This window comes from Spirosoma pollinicola (assembly GCF_002831565.1).
Lineage (GTDB): Bacteria > Bacteroidota > Bacteroidia > Cytophagales > Spirosomataceae > Spirosoma > Spirosoma pollinicola.
In genome coordinates this window covers 8,220,793-8,238,709 of the sequence record NZ_CP025096.1, presented here as the reverse complement: position 1 = coordinate 8,238,709, position 17,917 = coordinate 8,220,793, and the positions used below count along the sequence as shown (strand labels likewise).

The following is a 17,917-nucleotide window of genomic DNA, read 5'->3' as shown; positions in this document are numbered from 1 at the left end:
TAGTAGTTCAGGTAACTTCATTTATTAATAGGCGTATGCGATTGATTGAATTGAAAAGAGATTAAAAATCAGCATCTCAACAAACGCTCGTGGCTGTTGCACAACTCCGCTTTCTAACTTGACTTTTGATTGTTTAACCAGCCTGATCAGATTTTCTACCTTCGGTTCCCTATCTCAGTTAAGAAAAAGCAGCTCAAAACCTCGAAAAGTATCTTGGGATGCCAAAGACCACTCCACTTTCAGCGCTATGGCCTGGCTGATGGTGGACTTAGTGGTGAACTTCATATACTTCTTCAAGTTGAAGGCAACGGCTGCCATCAGCATCACCTTGTGAGCCCCTGATTTTCCCCGTACATTCACTTTTCGCAGGCCACAGTACTCTACCAGACTGCCTAAAACCGGTTCTACTGTTTGGTGGCGAAGCCGCTTCATACGCTTTCCCCGCCGACTTTGCTGGCGTTCCACGGCTCGCCGGTAGAAGGGATCATAGGCCGTCCGAATAATCTCTTGGGCACACACGCGGGTTTGAGGGGGCACTGTCGGCAGTCTTGGTAATCCGCCCGGTAGACTTTCATCCAGCCGCCATCGACATTCTTGTCAAACGTCTTAAACACTAAACGCTTACCTTGCGAACAGGTAAAGTAATCGCCTTCAGGGGCATAGGGAAAGCCTTCGATTTGGGGTTTGTATTGACCGAAGACAGGTATCCATCCCGTGATGTTCCACCCCTCCAGCAAGGCGTAGTTACTCCCATTGGAATAGCCAGAATCGGCCAGTAGCTCCTCTAGACGCAGTTGATTATCTAGCTAGCTAGGGTTTTCTGCCTTGCCCTTTTTGGCGCATGAGCCCGACCAAACCCAGTTCTTGCCAGGCAGAAAGCCACTTGCCAACCGAATGCTGGGAGACTTCGGTGTGGCCTGCTACCTCTTTGGCCGAGAAGCCTTTATGACTCCAAAGTAATGCTTGACAAGCCCGTCTAAACTCGTACTTAGGGTGGTTTTTGATGGCTTCCTGTAAAGTAAGTTTCTCGGTGTCAGACAAGGAGATGCAGCGTTTTGGTCGGCTCATACTGCAAGTTAATAAATGAAAGTTAAATTTGCGTGATTACTTAATTCAGCTGTAATTATTGCTTTAGTGCAAATATCAGTCCAACTATATCCGTTCACGAAAACCCTTGGCCAGATGAACGCCTGTCATAACTCAGGGAGACAGTCAGACCTTTGTTTAAAAGTCAGCAAGCGTTTATGAATTAATTCTTTTATTGGGGAGTGGCCAACATTTGTACGAATGTTGGCCACTCCCCTTTATTGGATAGGGGATGTAACAGTAGAGAATGCATTTTACCTGCTGTCCCAGTTTAGCCCACCTGTCTGCTAACCTGTCTGATCAATCAACTTTCTTAATCTCGGTCGCACTGAGGGTGATCGTAAATTCGCGCCGTTGGCTGTTCCAGCAGTGTACTCGTTGACCATATTGACTGATTACTGGCACTGGCCAGTCAATAGCCCCATTAGCCGCTTCTAACTCTTGAGCAGCTTTTGGGTTAATGAGCGTGACTAGATCGTTCACCTTGAATTCGTGATTTTTCTTCATTCAATCCTTAATTTCCTACCTTTGTTTTTTTGTAAAAGTCTTAAAACCAAGTGAATGAAAGCCATTAACATCCATTTTTTTTCACCCACTGAAAACCAGCAGCCTAAGGCCAAGGCCGAAAAAGCCGCCAAACCAGCTAAGCTACTTTTAACCGGTCACATTTCTACTACGGGGAAACTCGTTTTACCAGCCAAAACCGTGGCTCATTTAGGTGTCGATCTAAATAAAACATCTTTTAAAGTAGGCATGGACGAGGGAAAACGTAAAGCCAAATCGCTCTATCTAGTACCAAGCAGTAGCAATGCGGAAACCTTCGTCTTCGAGCAAGCCGCCAAAAGCTATACGTTGGCCCTGCCCTTTATATTGACGGAGAGCGGAGTGGATTTCGTCAAAACAAAATACGACTTTACCATTCGTCTTTTCGAGTATGAAGGTACGACCGCCTTTGCCTTACAACTAGCTCCTGAAGCCGCCGAAGCTAAAGTGCCTTACACAGGTAAGCCCCGTGGCCGAAAGCCCAAGCAGGACCAGGGTGCCGAATAAGTTTATTAAGCCCTGACTCGACAGGGCTTTTTTATGCCTACTGTTTTTAGCGTCGACTTGGTATATCCTTATTATTTCCCCGCCGTTCAATCTAAGCCTGAGTAAGCTCATCTGATTGAATAACTCATTGTAGCTTTTCTCTATTAACAAGACACTTACCGGTAAAGCTGTCAGGTTGGCAGGTTTTCAGCGTTAAGGTTGGGATTAATTAATTGTCAATTAGCTTTGACACGAATCATAAACGTGCGTTTATGATTCGTGTCAAATCAATTAAATTACCTATCTTGTGGCCATTATGCGCTATATCGCTTACTACCGGGTGTCTACCCAGAAACAAGGCCGCTCCGGCTTAGGCCTCGATGATCAACGGCAGATGGTCCAGCGATTTCTTCGCCCGGAAGATCAGCTCGTGCAGGAATTTACCGAAGTCGAATCCGGACGCAAGAAAGACCGCCCCCAGTTACAAGCCGCCATCCAGACCGCCAAACAACACAGCGCCCGACTCCTGATTGCCAAGCTCGATCGGCTTAGTCGGAATGCCTCCTTTGTAATGGTCCTTCGGGACTCGGAAGTGGATTTTGTGGCCTGCGATCTACCCGATGCCAATACGTTAACCATCGGCATCATGGCCAGCTTTGCCCAGCATGAAGCCGAGCAGATTTCCAAGCGGACTCGGGCTGCATTAGCCCAAAAGAAGGTGCGTGGTTTTACCTTGGGTAAACCCGAGAACTTGACCGATTCGCATCGAGCCCAGGGCGTCATAGCCATCAAGGCGAATGCGGTGTCTCACCCGGCCAACCGGCAGGCCAGTGAGCTGATTCGACTCTACCAACGAGACGCGTTGACGTTACGGGCCATAGCTGAGCGATTAAATGAGCATGGGTTCCGCACCCGCTATGGAAAGCTGTTTCAATCTGAAACGGTTCGGCGAATGTTGAAACGACAAGATCAGAAATCGGAATAAAGAAGGGATTAATCGGACGGTCGGCCGTTGCCGCCACTTTTCTAAGCCAGCGGCAATCCGTAAGGCTCGTTGCACATCTTCCCAATAATAGCCGCTGTCATAACCCGTCGACAGACGATCGCAGATAGTCAGAAAATCATTCGCGGCATCAAATCGCGCCGCGGACGGTCGCAGTTTCTCAGTAGCTGGTTGCTCGGGTTGAGCCGGGAGTTGATCAGACACGCCTTCCATGCCAGAAATAATAAGTAGTAAAGAATACGAAAAAGCCCCACGGGTCGGACCAATGGGGCTGAAGTAACGTAACAGATTTAAAACGTCTGTGTAAACTTTTTATTGTGTATCCAGAAACAGAAGAGACCTTATTTAGCACTTTATTTCTACCCGCTCGTTTACTAACCTAGGGTAGATCTAAAAAAAGGGACCAAATTCGTCACTTGAGAGAAAAATCAGTCTCACAAACTCAGCTAAACTATGAGATTTTGAGTTTGATTATTGAGATGACAATTTGAGACTGAAGCTCATATAGAATACTTTGCCGTGACAATCATTGCACCCATCGCTTAAAATGGGCGTTTAAAGAGATCAATAACCTCGCTACTTCTTTCCTTCATCCTGGTGGTTAGCGCCCCAGTCAAATAAAGCATCTAATACATCCTGTAATATCATATTGTAGATTCTTATGCTCTATCACCTTTTAACAGGGAAAAAATACCATTCTTACTAATATGTATAGCACACTACCATGCTATACATACATTCGTTCGAATATTTATCTTTATAATCATGAATGTCTTCCGAAAGTATCTAATTATAATTCTTTTCACTTTGATAGGCCATCCCGATCTGTTTGCCCAAGTTAACTCCGTAGATAGCTTAGTTCAGGCTTATGTGAAAGAACACCAATTCAGTGGCACCTTGATGGTTCAACTTAAGGGGAAGCTTATCTATCAAAACTCGTTTGGATTAGCTAATCGCTCATTTGATATTCCTATTCACCAACATACTGCCTTTAGGATCGCTTCCATAACTAAGTTGTTCACTTCCGTTATCGTCATGCAACTCTATCAAGAGGGCAAAATAGACCTAGATCAGTCAATACATACCTATTTACCTAACTTGACGGATGAAAAGTCATTTCAGATTAAGATCCATCATTTGCTTAATCACACCTACGGAATTGACAACATTGAGAATCGGGGGATTGAGAACATACAAAATCCATATACTGTCGATGAGCTGCTTTCAAAGTATTACAACAATCCATTAAAGTATAGTCCAGGTACTCACTTTGAATACAACAATGGAGACTTCCTAATGCTAGGTAAGATTATAGAGAATGTCTGTCATCGACCTTATCCTGAGGTATTAACGGAGCGAATTTTAACTCCACTTCATTTGAAAGAAACCGGGATTTTGATTGATCAACGAGTCATTAAACAGTTAGCCAGCACTTATTCCCTGAACCCTAAAACCAACCAGCTCTATAATGATATACCTTATTATATCGAGAATTTTTTCACTGCCGGAGCAATGTACTCCACGGTTGACGACGTATTGACCTTTGCCAATGCCTTGCTTGCCAATAAGCTGTTAAAGCCAGCAACTTTGGCCTTGCTCTTGACTGCCTCACCGAAGCTAGATAGCTATGGGTATGGATTGTGGATTAGAAAGTATACCGTCGAGGGCAAGACTTATACCGTGGCCGAACGCCCCGGACGCATAGCCGGCGCGAACGCCCTATTGTCACATCTACAAGAAGAAGATCTCACAATTGTAAGCCTGAGTAACACAAATGCTACCAATCATGAACATTTTCACAATGAGATTAGGAAATCGTTGGGAATAAGGGTTTGGTAGTAAGTAACCGTATGCTGCTAACTGGAGTTGACAATTAGTAACAAACAAGCGTCCCATAAAATGCTCCTAAAAGTGAAATAAAGGAGGAGCCACGTATCTACTTATAAAATGGGGCGTCTATTTAAACACTTGTAAACGGCTCTGACGGCCGCCCCACTTATAGTACCGCGTTGACCGCGTTGAAATAACGGATTAGATCGCTCAGTAGACGGTTATTTTTTCGGCTTATCGGCGGGGGATGGACCAGTACTACTCGGGGCTTGTAAAGCCACTAATTTTTTTCGCGTTGCCGATGCCTCTTTCAGCGAAAGCGCTTTCTGGAAATTGGCGATGGCACTGACGGTGTCTTTTTTGGCCACAAAGTAATCGCCATACGAGTCATAGGCGTTGAAACTGGCTGGGTAATTCGCCACATTGAGTTTGAACAGGCTTTCGGCTTTTTTAAGCTTCTTCTGGGATACCATGTAAGAGCCCAGTTCATTGACCAGACTTTCCGGGGGCTTCACCTTATAGCCCAATTGCCTAGTGGCGGCCCTAAAATGGGTTGTCATTTTATCCGCTAACCCGGTATTGTCGTCCTCATAGTCCTGGTCGGTCAGCTTCAATCGGTAAGAATCAAATATGAAATGGAGCGCGTCATATTCGGTGATGAGTGGCACCGAACTATGGTCATCGAGGTTGTAGTATTTCCCCCTGTAGCGTAGGCCGGTTTGTCCATTGGCTTTCAGTAAGCGATTCAAGGCTAAGATGGAGCGAATGTGTCTGGTAGCGCCACTCGTATCCGCCTGTACCCGTAAGGTATCCATCGCCGACGCCATCGTATTGGCGATGCCGACAAACAGGGCTTTGCCCGCATACTGCTGGCTGGCGATGACCTGCTGAGCGGTATTGAGCAGCTTTTGGTTAGCCCACCACATACTCGGGTCGATGGCCACGTAGGCGTTGAACAGGTTTGGGTGATGAATGAGCGTGTTGATGACCAACAGCCCACCCAGCGAATGGCCGATGAATACTTTGTAGGGCTCCGTGGGATATAGGGAGTCAATTCGGGGAATCAGTTCGCGTTCGATGAAGGCGGTGAATTTCTCCCCTCCGCCCGAGTTCTTCAGTCTGGTCGTGTCGGCAGCCGATGGAATCATTCCGCCCCCCGATGTGGATGTCAGATCCCGCAGCCGGTTGGTATTGGGAATCCCCACCACGATCATCTCCGGGCAAATCGTATTGCCATTGACGGTGCTTAGTTGGTGGATCATGCCCACCACCGACGGAAAGTGGCTATCGCCATCCAGCAGATAGACGACCGGATACCGTCGTTTGGCGGACCCTTCCTGTCTATAACTGTCTGGGACATGCACCCATATTTTACGCTTCTCCTGGAGAATTTTTGAGGCTAGGCTGTCAATCTGACCGATGACAATTTGCGTAGTCGATTGAGATCGTGTTAGTAGGGGTAAGAGAACAGATAGGGTAAGTAGAAACCATTTTTTCATTGAGTTCAGGGACGAGGATGATTGATGGGGTAAAAGGGGGCAAGCCAATTCCTAAAAGACGCAAGACCACTTGTAAGGGCGCCATGATTTAAGTACAACCGTCTATTTTATAGTAAGTTAGCGCTATTCATAGCCGTGTTGTCAAACCAGCGAAAGTTTAGCTAAAGTACGAAAAACGTTAAACTAACTACGCATGGATTATTCGTCTCAATAATCGCTCCAACTTGAGACGAAGGAGAGTGTCCAGGAATCGGGTATCTCAAGCGAGGACTTATTTTTAAGAACTGTCAATGACTATTTGTAGCCAGTGCGTCTATTCACTGTACATTGTCAACCGAAAGCGGACGGATGCCCTCACGGATTTAAGAGCATTTCGTTGATTTTAGTATTCCATTTTTTTTGTTGCCCTTTATTTAAATGATGATTCGTTTCCTCATCGTACTGTACATCTAGCTGATTGGCTTCAGCTATAGCACCCTTGAACAGGGAATCTATGGTTTGTGCATAATTGTGCTTAAAAAGGATCATATTCTTAACTGCTTTTTTAAATCGTAAAGCGCATAGCTGAGCAATATTGAAATGCCCTTGTTCATGTTCCAGCAGTTCATCGGTTTGTTTAGATGGCACTGCCCATGAATTGCTTTTTAATAACGTAGTAACCTGTAAATCAAGTTGAACCGTATCACCACGAACGAGAATCACCTTGTACTTATAATTAACCCGCCAGTGGGTCGTAGCTGCGTATTTTGACTCTGGATCGACGGGACCGGTAAAATCCTGCCAGCTTAACTTCCTGTCGACAATCAACTTATCCGTGCCTACAACCTGTGCCTTACCGTCGATCAAAGCGATGAAAAAGATTACGAACAGAATATCGCTTTTTTGCATAGCCAGTAAAGTTAAGAATGATTGTGATCTACAATAAAACGCTTACTGGACTTGCTACCTTTTACTGAACAAATGTTAAGATCTTATAATGTAGCGTACCCTTAAAGCTAGCCTATCGTTTAGTTAAACGTCCGAATATTTTCAGGACATGGCTACAATGTTCAGAACGTGAATTCGCTAGGACTACTTAGTTAATTTAAAGGCAAACCGTATCAGTTTTTCATGTTTAAGGAGCATGTCCAGGTGTTGCTTTTGATGCTCAACTTCTTTGATACGAATGATGTGATCAGCATCGGCATTCATGGTCATCAACTGCTCGGCAAAAAAAGCGCGTTGGGCTTCGTTCATTAACCCAGTGTCCACCTGCCCCAGAATTTGTTTTAACTGCTGCGCCATATCGCTGGCTAAACTGGTATTGGCCGATTGGACGGCAGTTTGTAGGCGCCTCAGCGTTTGCTCAACGGGCGCTAGCTGCCGGGGCAACTCTGAGTGAATAGTCGCTGGGGCAAAGTCGATTCGCTGTAAATACATCGCCTCCGTTTCAGGCTCAGCGAACTGATCGTTGGTTAAAAATTGATCATCCGTTAAGGTATGCAAAAATTGAATGATCCGTTGCTTTTCCCCTTTTGTCAGCGGGATGCCTCGATTGCTGGGTGCGCTAAGTAACGGATCGAGGGTAGGGGATTGGGCGATATTATTTCCGTAATGGTCCAGTACTTGTTCGAGTGTGTTGAACCGACCATCATGCATGTAGGGAGCTGTAACGGCCGCATTGCGCAGGCTGGGCACCTTGAATTTGTACCGATCGGTGTCTTTTAGGGTAATCTTGGCCAGGCCGATGTCAACTGGATCAATGATTTTTAAGCCATTGTTACGCAAGGATAAGTCGGTTAGCAGGACTCCGGAATGACACGAAGCACACTTTTGCTCGAATAGCAGGCGGCCTTGATTTTCTGCTTCCGTAAGGTTAGGATTTTCTTGACGAAGAAATTTATCGTATCGGGAGTTAGCCGAAATCAGCGTGAGCATAAACTGACTTAATGCCTGTAAGAGTTGGTCGCTCCTCACCTCATCATTGGCAAACGCATCCAAAAATTGTAACCGGTAGGACTTGTTCGCATGGAGCTTGTCCAGCACAGTAACTAAATTCTCCCCCATTTCGTGGGGATGTTGTAAGGGGGAAACAGGAAATAGATCCAGGGCATGAATGCCACCATCCCAGCCAAATTTATTGTGCCAGGCCAGATTCATGAGTGGCATGGAATTGTGCTCGGTAAGCGAATCGTTAATACCATGGCTTAAGCGGTGACCATGTTGCGTAAAGGCTGAGGCTTGCTGATGGCAACTGGCGCAACTGACGGTGCCGTCTTTTGACAGGAAAGAATCATAGAAAAGTCGGCGTCCTAAGGCAATCTTAACCTTGGTTAAGGGAAATTTGGTGAAGTCATAGACCGGCTCAGGAAAATGAGCTGGCTTAGGAAAAGGCATTGGCAAATAGGGATTTTCTACCGATATGTAGGCGCTCGCTAAAAGCAGTACCGTTGAGAGGAACAGAACGATTATCCTGGTTGACATGGTAGAACAGCGCTGGTTAAGGGGTTTATTGGCGAGAGAACATCGTACTATAGTTATCCGCAATTCTGATCGCAGCAGGTTGCATCATCACATGGGAGTGGTCAGCGATGCGCAGGGCGTGCTGCCCGTCAAATAGCTTCCGCAAGTCGGCCCTAAGCTGTAGCTGGGCCTGACCATTGGCTCGAATCGTTAAGGGCTCTTCAGGAAACGAAATGGAGACCAGACGGGTATTATTGGGCGTTGCTGTGCTCATCCCCCCAAACTGACCAACATGAAACGCAAATTCCCGTTCACCCGAGGTTCGGTCTATCGGCGCCTGGGGCGAAATCCCTTCTAATTTAAAAAATATATACCCGGCATTCCAAGACCAGTACATGCCATTGGCTTCTCGGCCAATGTCTAAACAGCCCTTTCGTTGACTGGGGTGCTTGGTGTTGCGTAGGCTATCGACGCCGATCATGAAACGGATTCCGGTGTATTCACCGATCGGTACGTTGGGTAGCCGGATACGCTGAGAGGCCGGTACCGCTGATTTAATTAAAAAATAACTGCTGTCCTGCGGCACGGTCCAGGTTGATCCGTCGGATCGGACGAGTTGAAAATTGCTGATATAATATTGCAGGAGGGTTACTCGAAAGGTTTCCCCAGTTGCGGTTGAATAAAAAGCGGTTGAGGTCGTTAAATTTTGATCGCCAACGGCGTGCTGAATGGCAATAGAAAGCGGTTGTTGAGCCAGGCCAATGTGACTGGCGATTAGAAAACTCAGCCCTAACAGCTGTGCCTGTAGGCGCTTGGGTAGTACTAAACTCATAGGTTACTAAAAGAAAAAATCAGTTGACAATTCATTGAGCGTCTAGAATGGATCATGATCAGAAGCGTCTACTACTATAGTAGTTACGGCTACTGAGTAGCCAAACTAGACAGTAAATATTTTTTGCCTAAAAAGCGTAATTCGCCTATCGGCAGCCAAACGTTAGACTACCCCAGTAGCTTTGCCAGTCAGCTAGTTTATCATCCGTAACTGGAACCATTTGAACTAAGCTGATCATATTTTGACCGGTTTTCAACCGAAAACGAATCCGTCCCTGCGTATCCGACCGTTGTTGTTCTTCAGTTAATCCCTGTGGTTTGCTATCTGGCAATTCCTGTCCTTTCGTGAAAGGTCGAGTCCAATAGCGCACTAAAGCATTCGCTAAGGGTTTATGATCGAATACGATTTGGAATTGAGCCCAATCGCCCGGCTTTATAGTATAGGGGTTCTGTAGTGGTATAATTTCTAAAGGCATACCCGTATCCAGCGAAAACGTCTTATCAGTTGGTTTTACGGGCCCTACCTGAATCAATGTCTTCACACAACGTCGGTAAAACTCCCGGCTGCGGATTTGCGTTTCACGGCGTTCCTGACGCGCCTTAATAATAGGATCTAGTCCATCTTCCCGCAGGTAGAGCAGGAAACTATCGGCTCGCATGGACAGGTATTTGTTCGTATTGGCAAACGCGACCAAATGAGTACCAGGCTTGGTTACATTGAGGGGTACTGTCCCATAGTGGTCTTCTGTCAGGGAAGAGGATAAGTCTTTTTTGGCCCCTTCAGTCCAGTGGGCATATTGTATCAGGCGATTTTTTTTGCCTTCTGATCGCTCGCCGTTAAAGTGTTCGCCCACTAAAACCTCAATAGTCACCACTTGGCCAGGTTGGGCAAAAAACGTATCGGGTTGTAGCCAGAACTCGTGAGCTTGTGCCCACAAGGCGCAACCACCCATGAAGGCAAGTAGCAGGTAGATTCGTTTCATTCCTCAAAACTACTCGTTAAAATTTATGGTAAAAACTCTATCTGATCGATCAATAGCTAAAACGAAGTACGTCATGTCAAACATGTCAGTTGTGGGTCACTTGGTAGTTGTGGCTAACGCCTAAACGATTGGGGTGAAAAGCGTATTTGTTTCCACCTATGTACTTGATCTTCGTAAATCCTTTTTCCTGAGACGAAGAAGCTTAGGTATAGCACTGCTTTACTAGTTGGGTATTTCGAGAAACAGCTTTTTTTAATAACTGTCAACACATATCCGTAGTACAAGCGGAGTAACGGCCAACTTTCTGTTCACCCAGTACGGGCAAATTCTTACCTATGGCGAGACCGCAACCCCTGGTGAAAATGGTTCTCAACAGACCACGATCAAATTAATATAAGTCGCTGTGAAGAGTTATTATTGTTTGATTCGACTTACTTTTGCGCCATCATGCGTTCCTTATTGACTTATATCTTGTTGATAGCCGTGCTCTTGCCTAGCATTAGCCCGTGGGGAACGATTGCCTATTACCAGCTTAACCAGGATTACATCGCCCGCGTGCTTTGCGAAAATCGCGACAAACCGCAACTGCACTGTGATGGCAAATGCTACCTGGCCAAGCGCTTAAAAGCCCAGCAGGATAAACAGGACAAAGAAACCACGGAGCGTGTGCAGCAAACCGCGCCCGTCCAACTGTTCTGCGATACGCATTTTTCGTTTAAGTGTACACCCACTCTTGTTCTGCCCCATCGTCAAGTCTTCGCTTATCTGATCGCGTCCTACAAAGCGCCGGTTACTGGGTTGCTGCGTCCGCCCTGCGCCTAAAGGTAGCTGCGCTATTTTTATTGTCTCGATTTTTCACGAGTGGCCACTATGCCTGCGCATAGACTCCAATGCGTATGCGGTCATTTTTCGCGTGCGGTCATTCGTAATGGCCAGCCTACCTAGTGTTAAATCATCTCTTCTTCTTTGAATTACCCGTGGCTGTCTGTAGGCCATAGAACGACCGTTTTCATACCCCATGAATCCAATAAGACTTTTTATAACCATCCTAATCGGGATGAGTGTGGTGGCTTGTCAATCCAAACCGACTTCTGAAGCCACTACGCCCCCGACCGATTCAATGGCTCAAACCGCGTCAAAACCGACGTCTGTAGCCGATTTGGAAAAGCAAGTACTGGCCGTTCACGATAGTGTGATGCCCGCCATGAGCGACCTGATGAAACTGAAAAAAGAAGTAACTCAGCAGCTCAGTGAATTGGATAAACAACCTGTTTCCGCTGACATTCGCCTGCGTCAAGCGCAGGGAAAGGCAATCAAAGCAGCACTGGATCAGGCCGATCAGTCGATGATGGACTGGATGCACCACTACAACGGCGATACGCTGGCCAAACTCAAGGAGCAGCAGGCGCTGGACTACCTCAAAGCAGAACAACAACGGGTCGATGCCATGAGCCAGTTGATGCGAAAAAGCATCAATGATGCACAAGCCTATCTAAAATGACATGAAACGACTAATTCAAGTATTAAGTCTGGGTCTTCTTGTTAGTCTGAGCACTTGTGGCTTAACGGATGAAAAGCTGCCCTACATTGGTGAGCCAGAAACCACGACTAAAATCGTAGATGAAAAAGAGGTTACTCAGCGAGAGTACCCAGCCATTCCCGCTTTCTCGTTCACCAATCAGTACGGAAAAACGATCAGCCAGCGGGATTTTAACGGCAAAATCTACGTGACGGATTTTTTCCGCTTCGGCGGTCCGATTTACGACCTGCCCGACCATCTGCCCCATCATGAATCGGATCGCCGAAGCGAAAGAACATGCTGAACGTCTACAAAGCCTATAAAGAAAGCCCCGACGTCCGGATTTTGTCGCATAGTATTGATCCTGACCATGATACTCCAGCGGTACTGAAGCAATATGCTCAGGAACTGGGAATTACGGGTACTATGTGGCAATTCGTAACGGGCGACCGGGAGAAAATCTATGCTATCGGCGAGAATCACTATCTAGTGACGGCGGGTAAAGACGCCACAGCACCGGGCGGCTACATCCATAGTGGGGCATTCGTCTTGATCGACAGGCAAAAGCACATCCGGGGAATGTACGATGGCACCACGCTCGAAGGCACCCAGAAGCTGATCCGGGATATTGACGTGCTTCAACACGAACAGGAGTAACGAACAGAAACTAATTGGACGCCAATGAACACCTTACCGACCCGTCAGGATTTATCTCAACTGCTGACCAACACGGGCATTACATGGTCCGAACCGAAGCCAACTCTAGAACGGGATACTCTCATCTGGACAGCGCTGGCACTTATTCATTTTACGCTGTTGCTGGGGATAGGCGGTCTGCTTGTTCGTCTCTGGCCACTCACGCATTAAAAAATTAAATCCCATGAAAAAGATCAGCCAATTGAGTCTCAGCCTGTTGCTGATGCTGTTAACAGGCCTCTCCATGCAGGCCCAATCCAGCACGAAGAGCGATACAACCCGCGTCGCTATTCTGCTCTTTCCCGGTGTCGAACTGCTCGACTTCGCCGGGCCCCTCGAAGTGTTTAATCACATGGAAGGCGCTACCGTGTATACCGTAGCGGCTCAGTCGGGCCCCATGACCATCATGCAGCGGATGCTTACGGTTGTCCCGGACTATACCCTGTCAACGGCTCCCCAAGCCGATATTTTGGTGGTACCCGGTGGGCGAATGGAAGAGGTCATGCAGGATAGCAGCCTTGTCAACTGGATTAGGCGGACGACTGCCCATCGCAAACTGACGATGTCGGTGTGTACCGGCACGTTTCTGCTGGGGAAAGCGGGGCTTTTGGACGGTAAGACGATTACCACCCACTGGGCGGCCACCCAAATGCTCCAGCAAATGACCCCCAACGCTACCGTGATGGAGCATACCCGGTTCGTCGATCAGGGGCCGCTGATCACGACGGCGGGCGTATCGGCGGGTATCGACGGGGCGCTCCATGTGGTATCCCGGCTTAAAGGCATCGAGGCTGCCCGGCAAATCGCCCGCATCATGGAATATGACCAGTGGAAACCGCAAGACGGATTGGTCATCAGCCATACACGGGTCCAATCAAAGAAGAAAGCCAACACCACCATCACCAGGCCAACGGTAGTCAAAAAAACGGTAGCCCTAAAACAGGCTCCATTGACACTAACCTCAACGATTGATCCGGTCTGCCAGATGTCAGTAGACGGACTCGTGGCGGATACGGCTCGCTATATGGGTAAGACCTATGGTTTCTGTTCGAAAATCTGTAAAGAACGATTCCGCAAAGAGCCCACGGCCTACCTCAAACACTAACGTCTCATTCGGTCCAGTAGGTCAGGTTTATCTTCTGTGAAGCTGACCTACTGGACAGTACATCAACCCGACTATGAATCTTAAAAATACGTTATCCATCCTGCTTTGCCTGTTGACAAGCAGCAGTTTTGCCCAAATAATAACCGGAAAAATTAACGCCAGCTCAGGCCAAGCGGTCGGCTTTGCCAACATTTCGGTCTTAAACGGTGCTGACGGGACTAAGGCCGACAAAGCCGGAAATTTTTCACTGGAGTTGAGCAACGGAAAATACCAATTACAGGTCAGTGCGATTGGCTATGCCACCAAAATCCAACCCGTGACCGTAGCCAACCAACCGCAGACGGTGGTCATTACGTTATTCGATAATACCAATGCCTTGAGTGAAGTGGTCGTTACGGCCGATAAAACCGAAGAAAGACTGCAAAACACGCCCTTGGCGGTTACCTCGCTCAATGCCAGGCAGTTAGAAGAATACCGGGTGTGGACAATCAGCGACCTCACCGCCTTGGCTCCCAGCACCTTCATCGTGGAACACGGCAACAGCACCGGGTCCAATTTCTTGAATATCAGGGGCGCTATGGGGTTTTCCAATGACCAATCCGTCGCTACGTACGTGGACGGGGTCTATCAGTTTGATTATTTTTCGGCCCCCTTCAATTTCAGCAACATCGAACGAATCGAAATCCTGCGGGGCCCCCAGGGGACGCTCTACGGCCGGAACGCCTACAGCGGCGTGCTGAACGTGATTACCAAACGACCGACCAACCAACCCAGCGCCTTCGCCGAAATGGATCTGGGTAACTACGGTCAGCAGCGGTACAGCGTGGGACTCAATGCCCCCCTTATCAAGGATAAATTATTTGTCAATGCCGGGTTTCAGTCGAACAATCGGGGGGCTATTTATTCAAATCCGACGCCGCAGACCCGCTATCTTGACCGCCACCACGCCTTTAGCGGTAATGTGAACCTGAAATATCTGGCATCGGCCAAATGGACAATCGACTGGAACACCCGCTACGAAAACAACACTGATAAAGGCGCTTATCCCTGGGCGGCTACTGACAGTGCGGCCCGCGCTACTCCCTATACGGTTTATGGAAACTGGGACAATACCGAACGCCGAACTAATCTCAACACGGCAGTAGCCGTAAAATACTTCGGCCGTCATGTCAACTTCACGGCCATCACCGCTTTCGTCGATTATCATATTTGGCTGCCGGGACGATTTGATTTTGATTTTAGCCCCGCCCAGTTAATCAGCTTCACGACCTGGACGAAACAAAACGAATTGACCCAGGAGCTCCGCTTTTCCTCGCCGGCGGGTGCCGGAAAATGGAAATGGACCGTCGGCTCGTATTTGTTCGGCGAAAAAATAAAGAATGGCAGCACGACGTATTATGATACCGATTATGCCACCCTCGATCCGAATGCGCCCTACGCGTCCATCGGTACTGGCAGCCGAAAGGGGTATGGTATCGCCTTCTTTGGGCAGGCGGCCTATTCCATCACGCCAGCGTTTGATGTGACGGTTGGGGCCAGGTATGACGTAGAGCGCCGGGAACTGACGCAAAGTTCTTCGCTTGAAAAAGAGAAGGTGGTTACGCTTCTTTCACCCGATAGTACCTCAAAAAAGACCTTCAGTGCGGTTACGCCCAAGGTTATTCTGAGTTATAAATTGACGGGCAATTCGATGGTCTACGGGTCGTATGCCAAAGGGTTCCGGGTGGGTGGATTTAATTTCGGTAACCCAACATCCCCCATCTACAACCCCGAAAAGTCGGATAACTACGAAGTAGGCATCAAAAACACGCTCCTGAATAACCGGCTCAAACTGAATCTGACGGCGTTTTATTTTCAACAGAAAGACCAGCAGGTATCCACCTCCCGCGACGGGATAAACTACGCCACGCTGAATGTGGGCGATATGAACAATTACGGATTGGAAGTGGAAGTATCGGCCCTGCCGGTCAAAAATTTGCAGATCGACTGGACGGCCAGCACATCGCACAGCGCGTACAAAAAACTGGTGCTTTTTGATGCGGCCACCAATGTGGTCAGGGATTACAAAGGCAACAAGGCCATTAACAATCCAGCCTTGCAGTCGATGCTGGCGATTCAGTATGGCGTGCCTTTTTCGCACTCGGCTCAACACGTCAGAGCCTTTGTCCGGGGGGAATTCAGGTACATCGGCGAATACCAGTTGGATTTCGTCAATGCCTACCAGCAGCCCGCGTATGGCATGGTCAACGCCCGGGCCGGAGTGACCAGTAACCATCTCGATGTAGCCCTGTGGGTTCGCAACCTGGGTGATGTGCGCTATATGGCGTTTGGGTACGGCAGTTATATGATGGGCCTTCCCCGGATGCTGGGCGTAACGGTGACCGGTAAATACTGATTTTTTTGACCGTTGGGCCACCTTTAATCGCTATCGCCAACGAGGTTTACCCTTTCTTTTGGCGAAGTAGCCCTTTTTTTTGTTTATTTTTGTAAGCGCTTTCGACTTGTCCATGCGAACCTGTATTCTTTATCTATTGCTGATGGCTACGTTGCTACCGACGGTGAGTTCGTGGGGCATTATTGCTCAGTATCAGCTGGATAAGGACTATATTGCTCGTATCCTCTGCGAAAACCGAGACCGCCCTGAACTGCATTGTGATGGTAAATGCTACCTCGCCAAACGGCTGAAAGCCCAGCAGGACAAGCAGGATAAGGAAACGACCGAGCGGGTGCAGAAGACGCCGTCTATCCAGCTTTTCTGTACGGACGCTACTGACTTTAGTTGCTTACCGGCCTACCTAATTCATCGCGAACGCACCGCGTTTGTCTACCAGTTCACGGCCTATTCAGCCCCGCTTTCTCCCATTTTTCAGCCCCCGACAATCGACTGCTAGTCTTTTCGGGTAAGCCCGCTTTGGCTTTAGTGCCTTTCCCAACCGGTAGTTGGTGGAGGTACTTATCGTCTTTTTTTCTACTTATTCTTCATTGGTCGATCAATCGAGATGGACAAACGGCTAGTCACTAGTCGTTTCATCTGGATTCGGTATGGCCGTTATCAATCCAATCATGCGCAATTATTTCGCCCGTATACTTTCGATTCTACTGATCAGCTTTACGTTCGTTTCCTGCCACAAAGAGGCGCTGGATAGCATCGACCCCAACGCCAAAAACTCGGTCTCTATTGAGTTCGACAACCGAGTTGGCGATCAAAAAATGGTCTTAGGTACGACTCCCTATAAAAACGGTTCCGGGGAAACCTTTTCGCTGACGACATTCAATTACTTCGTGAGTAACATTGCCCTCAAAAAAGAGGATGGAACCGTGGTCAAATTTCCGAATCAGTATTTTCTGGTGCGCCAAGCCGATGCCAGGACGCAAACGATCCAGTTGACGGACGTACCAGCAGGCAATTACGGAGAATTGTCCTTTATGATCGGGGTGGATAGTCTCAAAAGCGTTGGTGGGGCTGGCGACCGTACCGGTGTACTGGACCCAACCAGTTATGGCGAGGATGGCATGTATTGGTCGTGGAATTCAGGTTACCTGTTTATGAAGATGGAAGGTACGTCAGGCTCTGTACCGGCCACGGCCAACATCGACCATAAATTCTGGCTACACGTGGGCGGCTACGGGGGCGGCTGGAATGGATCGGCTAAAACGGTCAATAATCTGCGCACCGTGACGCTGCCGATCACCAACCAGGCAACCGTGCGGGGCAACGTAGCCCCCGTGATTCATCTGTTTGTTGATGGACTGAAACTATTGGATGGCCCCAATAAAATCAGCCTGGCCGCCACCAATAGCGTACATATGCCCGCAGCGGCTATCCCCCTGGCTGACAACGGCAAGACCATGTTTCAAATCGATCACGTTCATAACGACAAGCAGTGATTCACC

20 protein-coding genes are annotated in these 17,917 nt (G+C 47.9%); 12 read left to right on the top strand and 8 right to left on the bottom strand.

Going from position 1 to position 17,917, the window contains the following annotated elements:
• Positions 1-174: 174 nt before the first annotated feature.
• The 3 genes from CWM47_RS39570 to CWM47_RS34925 all read right to left on the bottom strand — a co-directional run bounded on the left by CWM47_RS39570 (position 175) and on the right by CWM47_RS34925 (position 1,593).
• Positions 175-537, bottom strand: a complete 363-nt coding sequence (locus CWM47_RS39570; protein ID WP_240625608.1) for a transposase — start codon at positions 535-537, stop codon at positions 175-177.
• Positions 538-810: 273 nt separating this feature from the next.
• A complete protein-coding gene (locus tag CWM47_RS34930) occupies positions 811-1,068 on the bottom strand; it encodes a helix-turn-helix domain-containing protein (RefSeq protein WP_100992809.1) in 258 nt (85 codons plus the stop codon).
• Between the two features lie 318 nt (positions 1,069-1,386).
• Entirely contained in the window at positions 1,387-1,593 is a 207-nt protein-coding gene (locus CWM47_RS34925) for a hypothetical protein (protein WP_100993131.1), read from the bottom strand.
• A 54-nt stretch (positions 1,594-1,647) separates the two neighbouring features.
• On the opposite strand from CWM47_RS34925, the gene CWM47_RS34920 reads away from it, so the two are divergent.
• From CWM47_RS34920 to CWM47_RS34905, 3 genes are all read left to right on the top strand, one after another.
• Entirely contained in the window at positions 1,648-2,136 is a 489-nt protein-coding gene (locus CWM47_RS34920; protein ID WP_100993130.1) for a hypothetical protein, read from the top strand.
• Between the two features lie 295 nt (positions 2,137-2,431).
• The gene (locus tag CWM47_RS34915; RefSeq protein WP_100993129.1) at positions 2,432-3,100 is read left to right on the top strand and encodes a recombinase family protein; all 669 of its coding nucleotides are present in this window, start codon (positions 2,432-2,434) and stop codon (positions 3,098-3,100) included.
• A 783-nt stretch (positions 3,101-3,883) separates the two neighbouring features.
• Complete coding sequence (locus tag CWM47_RS34905; protein ID WP_100993127.1) at positions 3,884-4,957, top strand: serine hydrolase domain-containing protein; 1,074 nt, start codon at positions 3,884-3,886, stop codon at positions 4,955-4,957.
• Positions 4,958-5,169: 212 nt separating this feature from the next.
• Here CWM47_RS34905 and CWM47_RS34900 read toward each other — a convergent pair whose 3' ends face one another.
• The 5 genes from CWM47_RS34900 to CWM47_RS34880 form a co-directional block, all read right to left on the bottom strand.
• The gene (locus CWM47_RS34900; protein ID WP_100993126.1) at positions 5,170-6,447 is read right to left on the bottom strand and encodes an alpha/beta hydrolase; all 1,278 of its coding nucleotides are present in this window, start codon (positions 6,445-6,447) and stop codon (positions 5,170-5,172) included.
• A 354-nt stretch (positions 6,448-6,801) separates the two neighbouring features.
• Entirely contained in the window at positions 6,802-7,335 is a 534-nt protein-coding gene (locus CWM47_RS34895; RefSeq protein ID WP_100993125.1) for a DUF922 domain-containing protein, read from the bottom strand.
• Positions 7,336-7,518: 183 nt separating this feature from the next.
• Positions 7,519-8,910 (bottom strand): cytochrome c peroxidase, encoded by a 1,392-nt coding sequence (locus tag CWM47_RS34890; protein ID WP_100993124.1) that lies wholly within the window; start codon positions 8,908-8,910, stop codon positions 7,519-7,521.
• Positions 8,911-8,935: 25 nt separating this feature from the next.
• Positions 8,936-9,721, bottom strand: a complete 786-nt coding sequence (locus CWM47_RS34885) for an MbnP family protein (protein WP_100993123.1) — start codon at positions 9,719-9,721, stop codon at positions 8,936-8,938.
• 145 nt (positions 9,722-9,866) lie between these two features.
• On the bottom strand, positions 9,867-10,703 hold the full coding sequence (locus tag CWM47_RS34880; RefSeq protein ID WP_100993122.1) for a DUF4198 domain-containing protein: 837 nt from the start codon (positions 10,701-10,703) through the stop codon (positions 9,867-9,869).
• Positions 10,704-11,150: 447 nt separating this feature from the next.
• Here CWM47_RS34880 and CWM47_RS34875 point away from each other — a divergent pair, with 447 nt between their 5' ends.
• The 9 genes from CWM47_RS34875 to CWM47_RS34840 all read left to right on the top strand — a co-directional run bounded on the left by CWM47_RS34875 (position 11,151) and on the right by CWM47_RS34840 (position 17,911).
• Positions 11,151-11,525: a hypothetical protein gene (locus CWM47_RS34875; RefSeq protein ID WP_100993121.1), complete on the top strand. Its 375-nt coding sequence runs from the start codon at positions 11,151-11,153 to the stop codon at positions 11,523-11,525.
• 196 nt (positions 11,526-11,721) lie between these two features.
• Positions 11,722-12,204 (top strand): viral A-type inclusion protein, encoded by a 483-nt coding sequence (locus CWM47_RS38865; protein WP_170069479.1) that lies wholly within the window; start codon positions 11,722-11,724, stop codon positions 12,202-12,204.
• Between the two features lies 1 nt (position 12,205).
• Positions 12,206-12,526: a hypothetical protein gene (locus CWM47_RS40125; protein ID WP_317046687.1), complete on the top strand. Its 321-nt coding sequence runs from the start codon at positions 12,206-12,208 to the stop codon at positions 12,524-12,526.
• A complete protein-coding gene (locus CWM47_RS40120; protein ID WP_317046686.1) occupies positions 12,520-12,879 on the top strand; it encodes an SCO family protein in 360 nt (119 codons plus the stop codon). Before CWM47_RS40125 ends, CWM47_RS40120 begins: the two co-directional genes overlap by 7 nt.
• Positions 12,880-12,903: 24 nt before the next feature.
• A complete protein-coding gene (locus CWM47_RS34860) occupies positions 12,904-13,089 on the top strand; it encodes a hypothetical protein (protein ID WP_100993119.1) in 186 nt (61 codons plus the stop codon).
• A gap of 13 nt (positions 13,090-13,102) precedes the next feature.
• A complete protein-coding gene (locus CWM47_RS34855) occupies positions 13,103-14,023 on the top strand; it encodes a DJ-1/PfpI family protein (protein WP_100993118.1) in 921 nt (306 codons plus the stop codon).
• A gap of 73 nt (positions 14,024-14,096) precedes the next feature.
• Positions 14,097-16,418: a TonB-dependent receptor gene (locus CWM47_RS34850; RefSeq protein WP_100993117.1), complete on the top strand. Its 2,322-nt coding sequence runs from the start codon at positions 14,097-14,099 to the stop codon at positions 16,416-16,418.
• Between the two features lie 112 nt (positions 16,419-16,530).
• Positions 16,531-16,914 (top strand): hypothetical protein, encoded by a 384-nt coding sequence (locus CWM47_RS34845; protein ID WP_100993116.1) that lies wholly within the window; start codon positions 16,531-16,533, stop codon positions 16,912-16,914.
• Positions 16,915-17,086: 172 nt separating this feature from the next.
• A complete protein-coding gene (locus tag CWM47_RS34840; protein WP_100994170.1) occupies positions 17,087-17,911 on the top strand; it encodes an MbnP family protein in 825 nt (274 codons plus the stop codon).
• The last annotated feature ends 6 nt before the right edge of the window (positions 17,912-17,917 follow it).

Bases quoted from the DNA above. Each gene is read 5' to 3' on its own strand.
- CWM47_RS34905 (WP_100993127.1), top strand. From the start codon at position 3,884: ATGAATGTCTTCCGAAAGTATCTAATTATAATTCTTTTCACTTTGATA.
- CWM47_RS34855 (WP_100993118.1), top strand. From the start codon at position 13,103: ATGAAAAAGATCAGCCAATTGAGTCTCAGCCTGTTGCTGATGCTGTTA.
- CWM47_RS34890 (WP_100993124.1), bottom strand. From the start codon at position 8,910: ATGTCAACCAGGATAATCGTTCTGTTCCTCTCAACGGTACTGCTTTTA.
- CWM47_RS34860 (WP_100993119.1), top strand. From the start codon at position 12,904: ATGAACACCTTACCGACCCGTCAGGATTTATCTCAACTGCTGACCAAC.
- CWM47_RS40120 (WP_317046686.1), top strand. From the start codon at position 12,520: ATGCTGAACGTCTACAAAGCCTATAAAGAAAGCCCCGACGTCCGGATT.
- CWM47_RS34845 (WP_100993116.1), top strand. From the start codon at position 16,531: ATGCGAACCTGTATTCTTTATCTATTGCTGATGGCTACGTTGCTACCG.
- CWM47_RS34925 (WP_100993131.1), bottom strand. From the start codon at position 1,593: ATGAAGAAAAATCACGAATTCAAGGTGAACGATCTAGTCACGCTCATT.
- CWM47_RS34880 (WP_100993122.1), bottom strand. From the start codon at position 10,703: ATGAAACGAATCTACCTGCTACTTGCCTTCATGGGTGGTTGCGCCTTG.
- CWM47_RS38865 (WP_170069479.1), top strand. From the start codon at position 11,722: ATGAATCCAATAAGACTTTTTATAACCATCCTAATCGGGATGAGTGTG.
- CWM47_RS34915 (WP_100993129.1), top strand. From the start codon at position 2,432: ATGCGCTATATCGCTTACTACCGGGTGTCTACCCAGAAACAAGGCCGC.
- CWM47_RS40125 (WP_317046687.1), top strand. From the start codon at position 12,206: ATGAAACGACTAATTCAAGTATTAAGTCTGGGTCTTCTTGTTAGTCTG.
- CWM47_RS34895 (WP_100993125.1), bottom strand. From the start codon at position 7,335: ATGCAAAAAAGCGATATTCTGTTCGTAATCTTTTTCATCGCTTTGATC.
- CWM47_RS34885 (WP_100993123.1), bottom strand. From the start codon at position 9,721: ATGAGTTTAGTACTACCCAAGCGCCTACAGGCACAGCTGTTAGGGCTG.
- CWM47_RS34900 (WP_100993126.1), bottom strand. From the start codon at position 6,447: ATGAAAAAATGGTTTCTACTTACCCTATCTGTTCTCTTACCCCTACTA.
- CWM47_RS34840 (WP_100994170.1), top strand. From the start codon at position 17,087: ATGCGCAATTATTTCGCCCGTATACTTTCGATTCTACTGATCAGCTTT.
- CWM47_RS34850 (WP_100993117.1), top strand. From the start codon at position 14,097: ATGAATCTTAAAAATACGTTATCCATCCTGCTTTGCCTGTTGACAAGC.
- CWM47_RS34920 (WP_100993130.1), top strand. From the start codon at position 1,648: ATGAAAGCCATTAACATCCATTTTTTTTCACCCACTGAAAACCAGCAG.
- CWM47_RS34875 (WP_100993121.1), top strand. From the start codon at position 11,151: ATGCGTTCCTTATTGACTTATATCTTGTTGATAGCCGTGCTCTTGCCT.
- CWM47_RS34930 (WP_100992809.1), bottom strand. From the start codon at position 1,068: ATGAGCCGACCAAAACGCTGCATCTCCTTGTCTGACACCGAGAAACTT.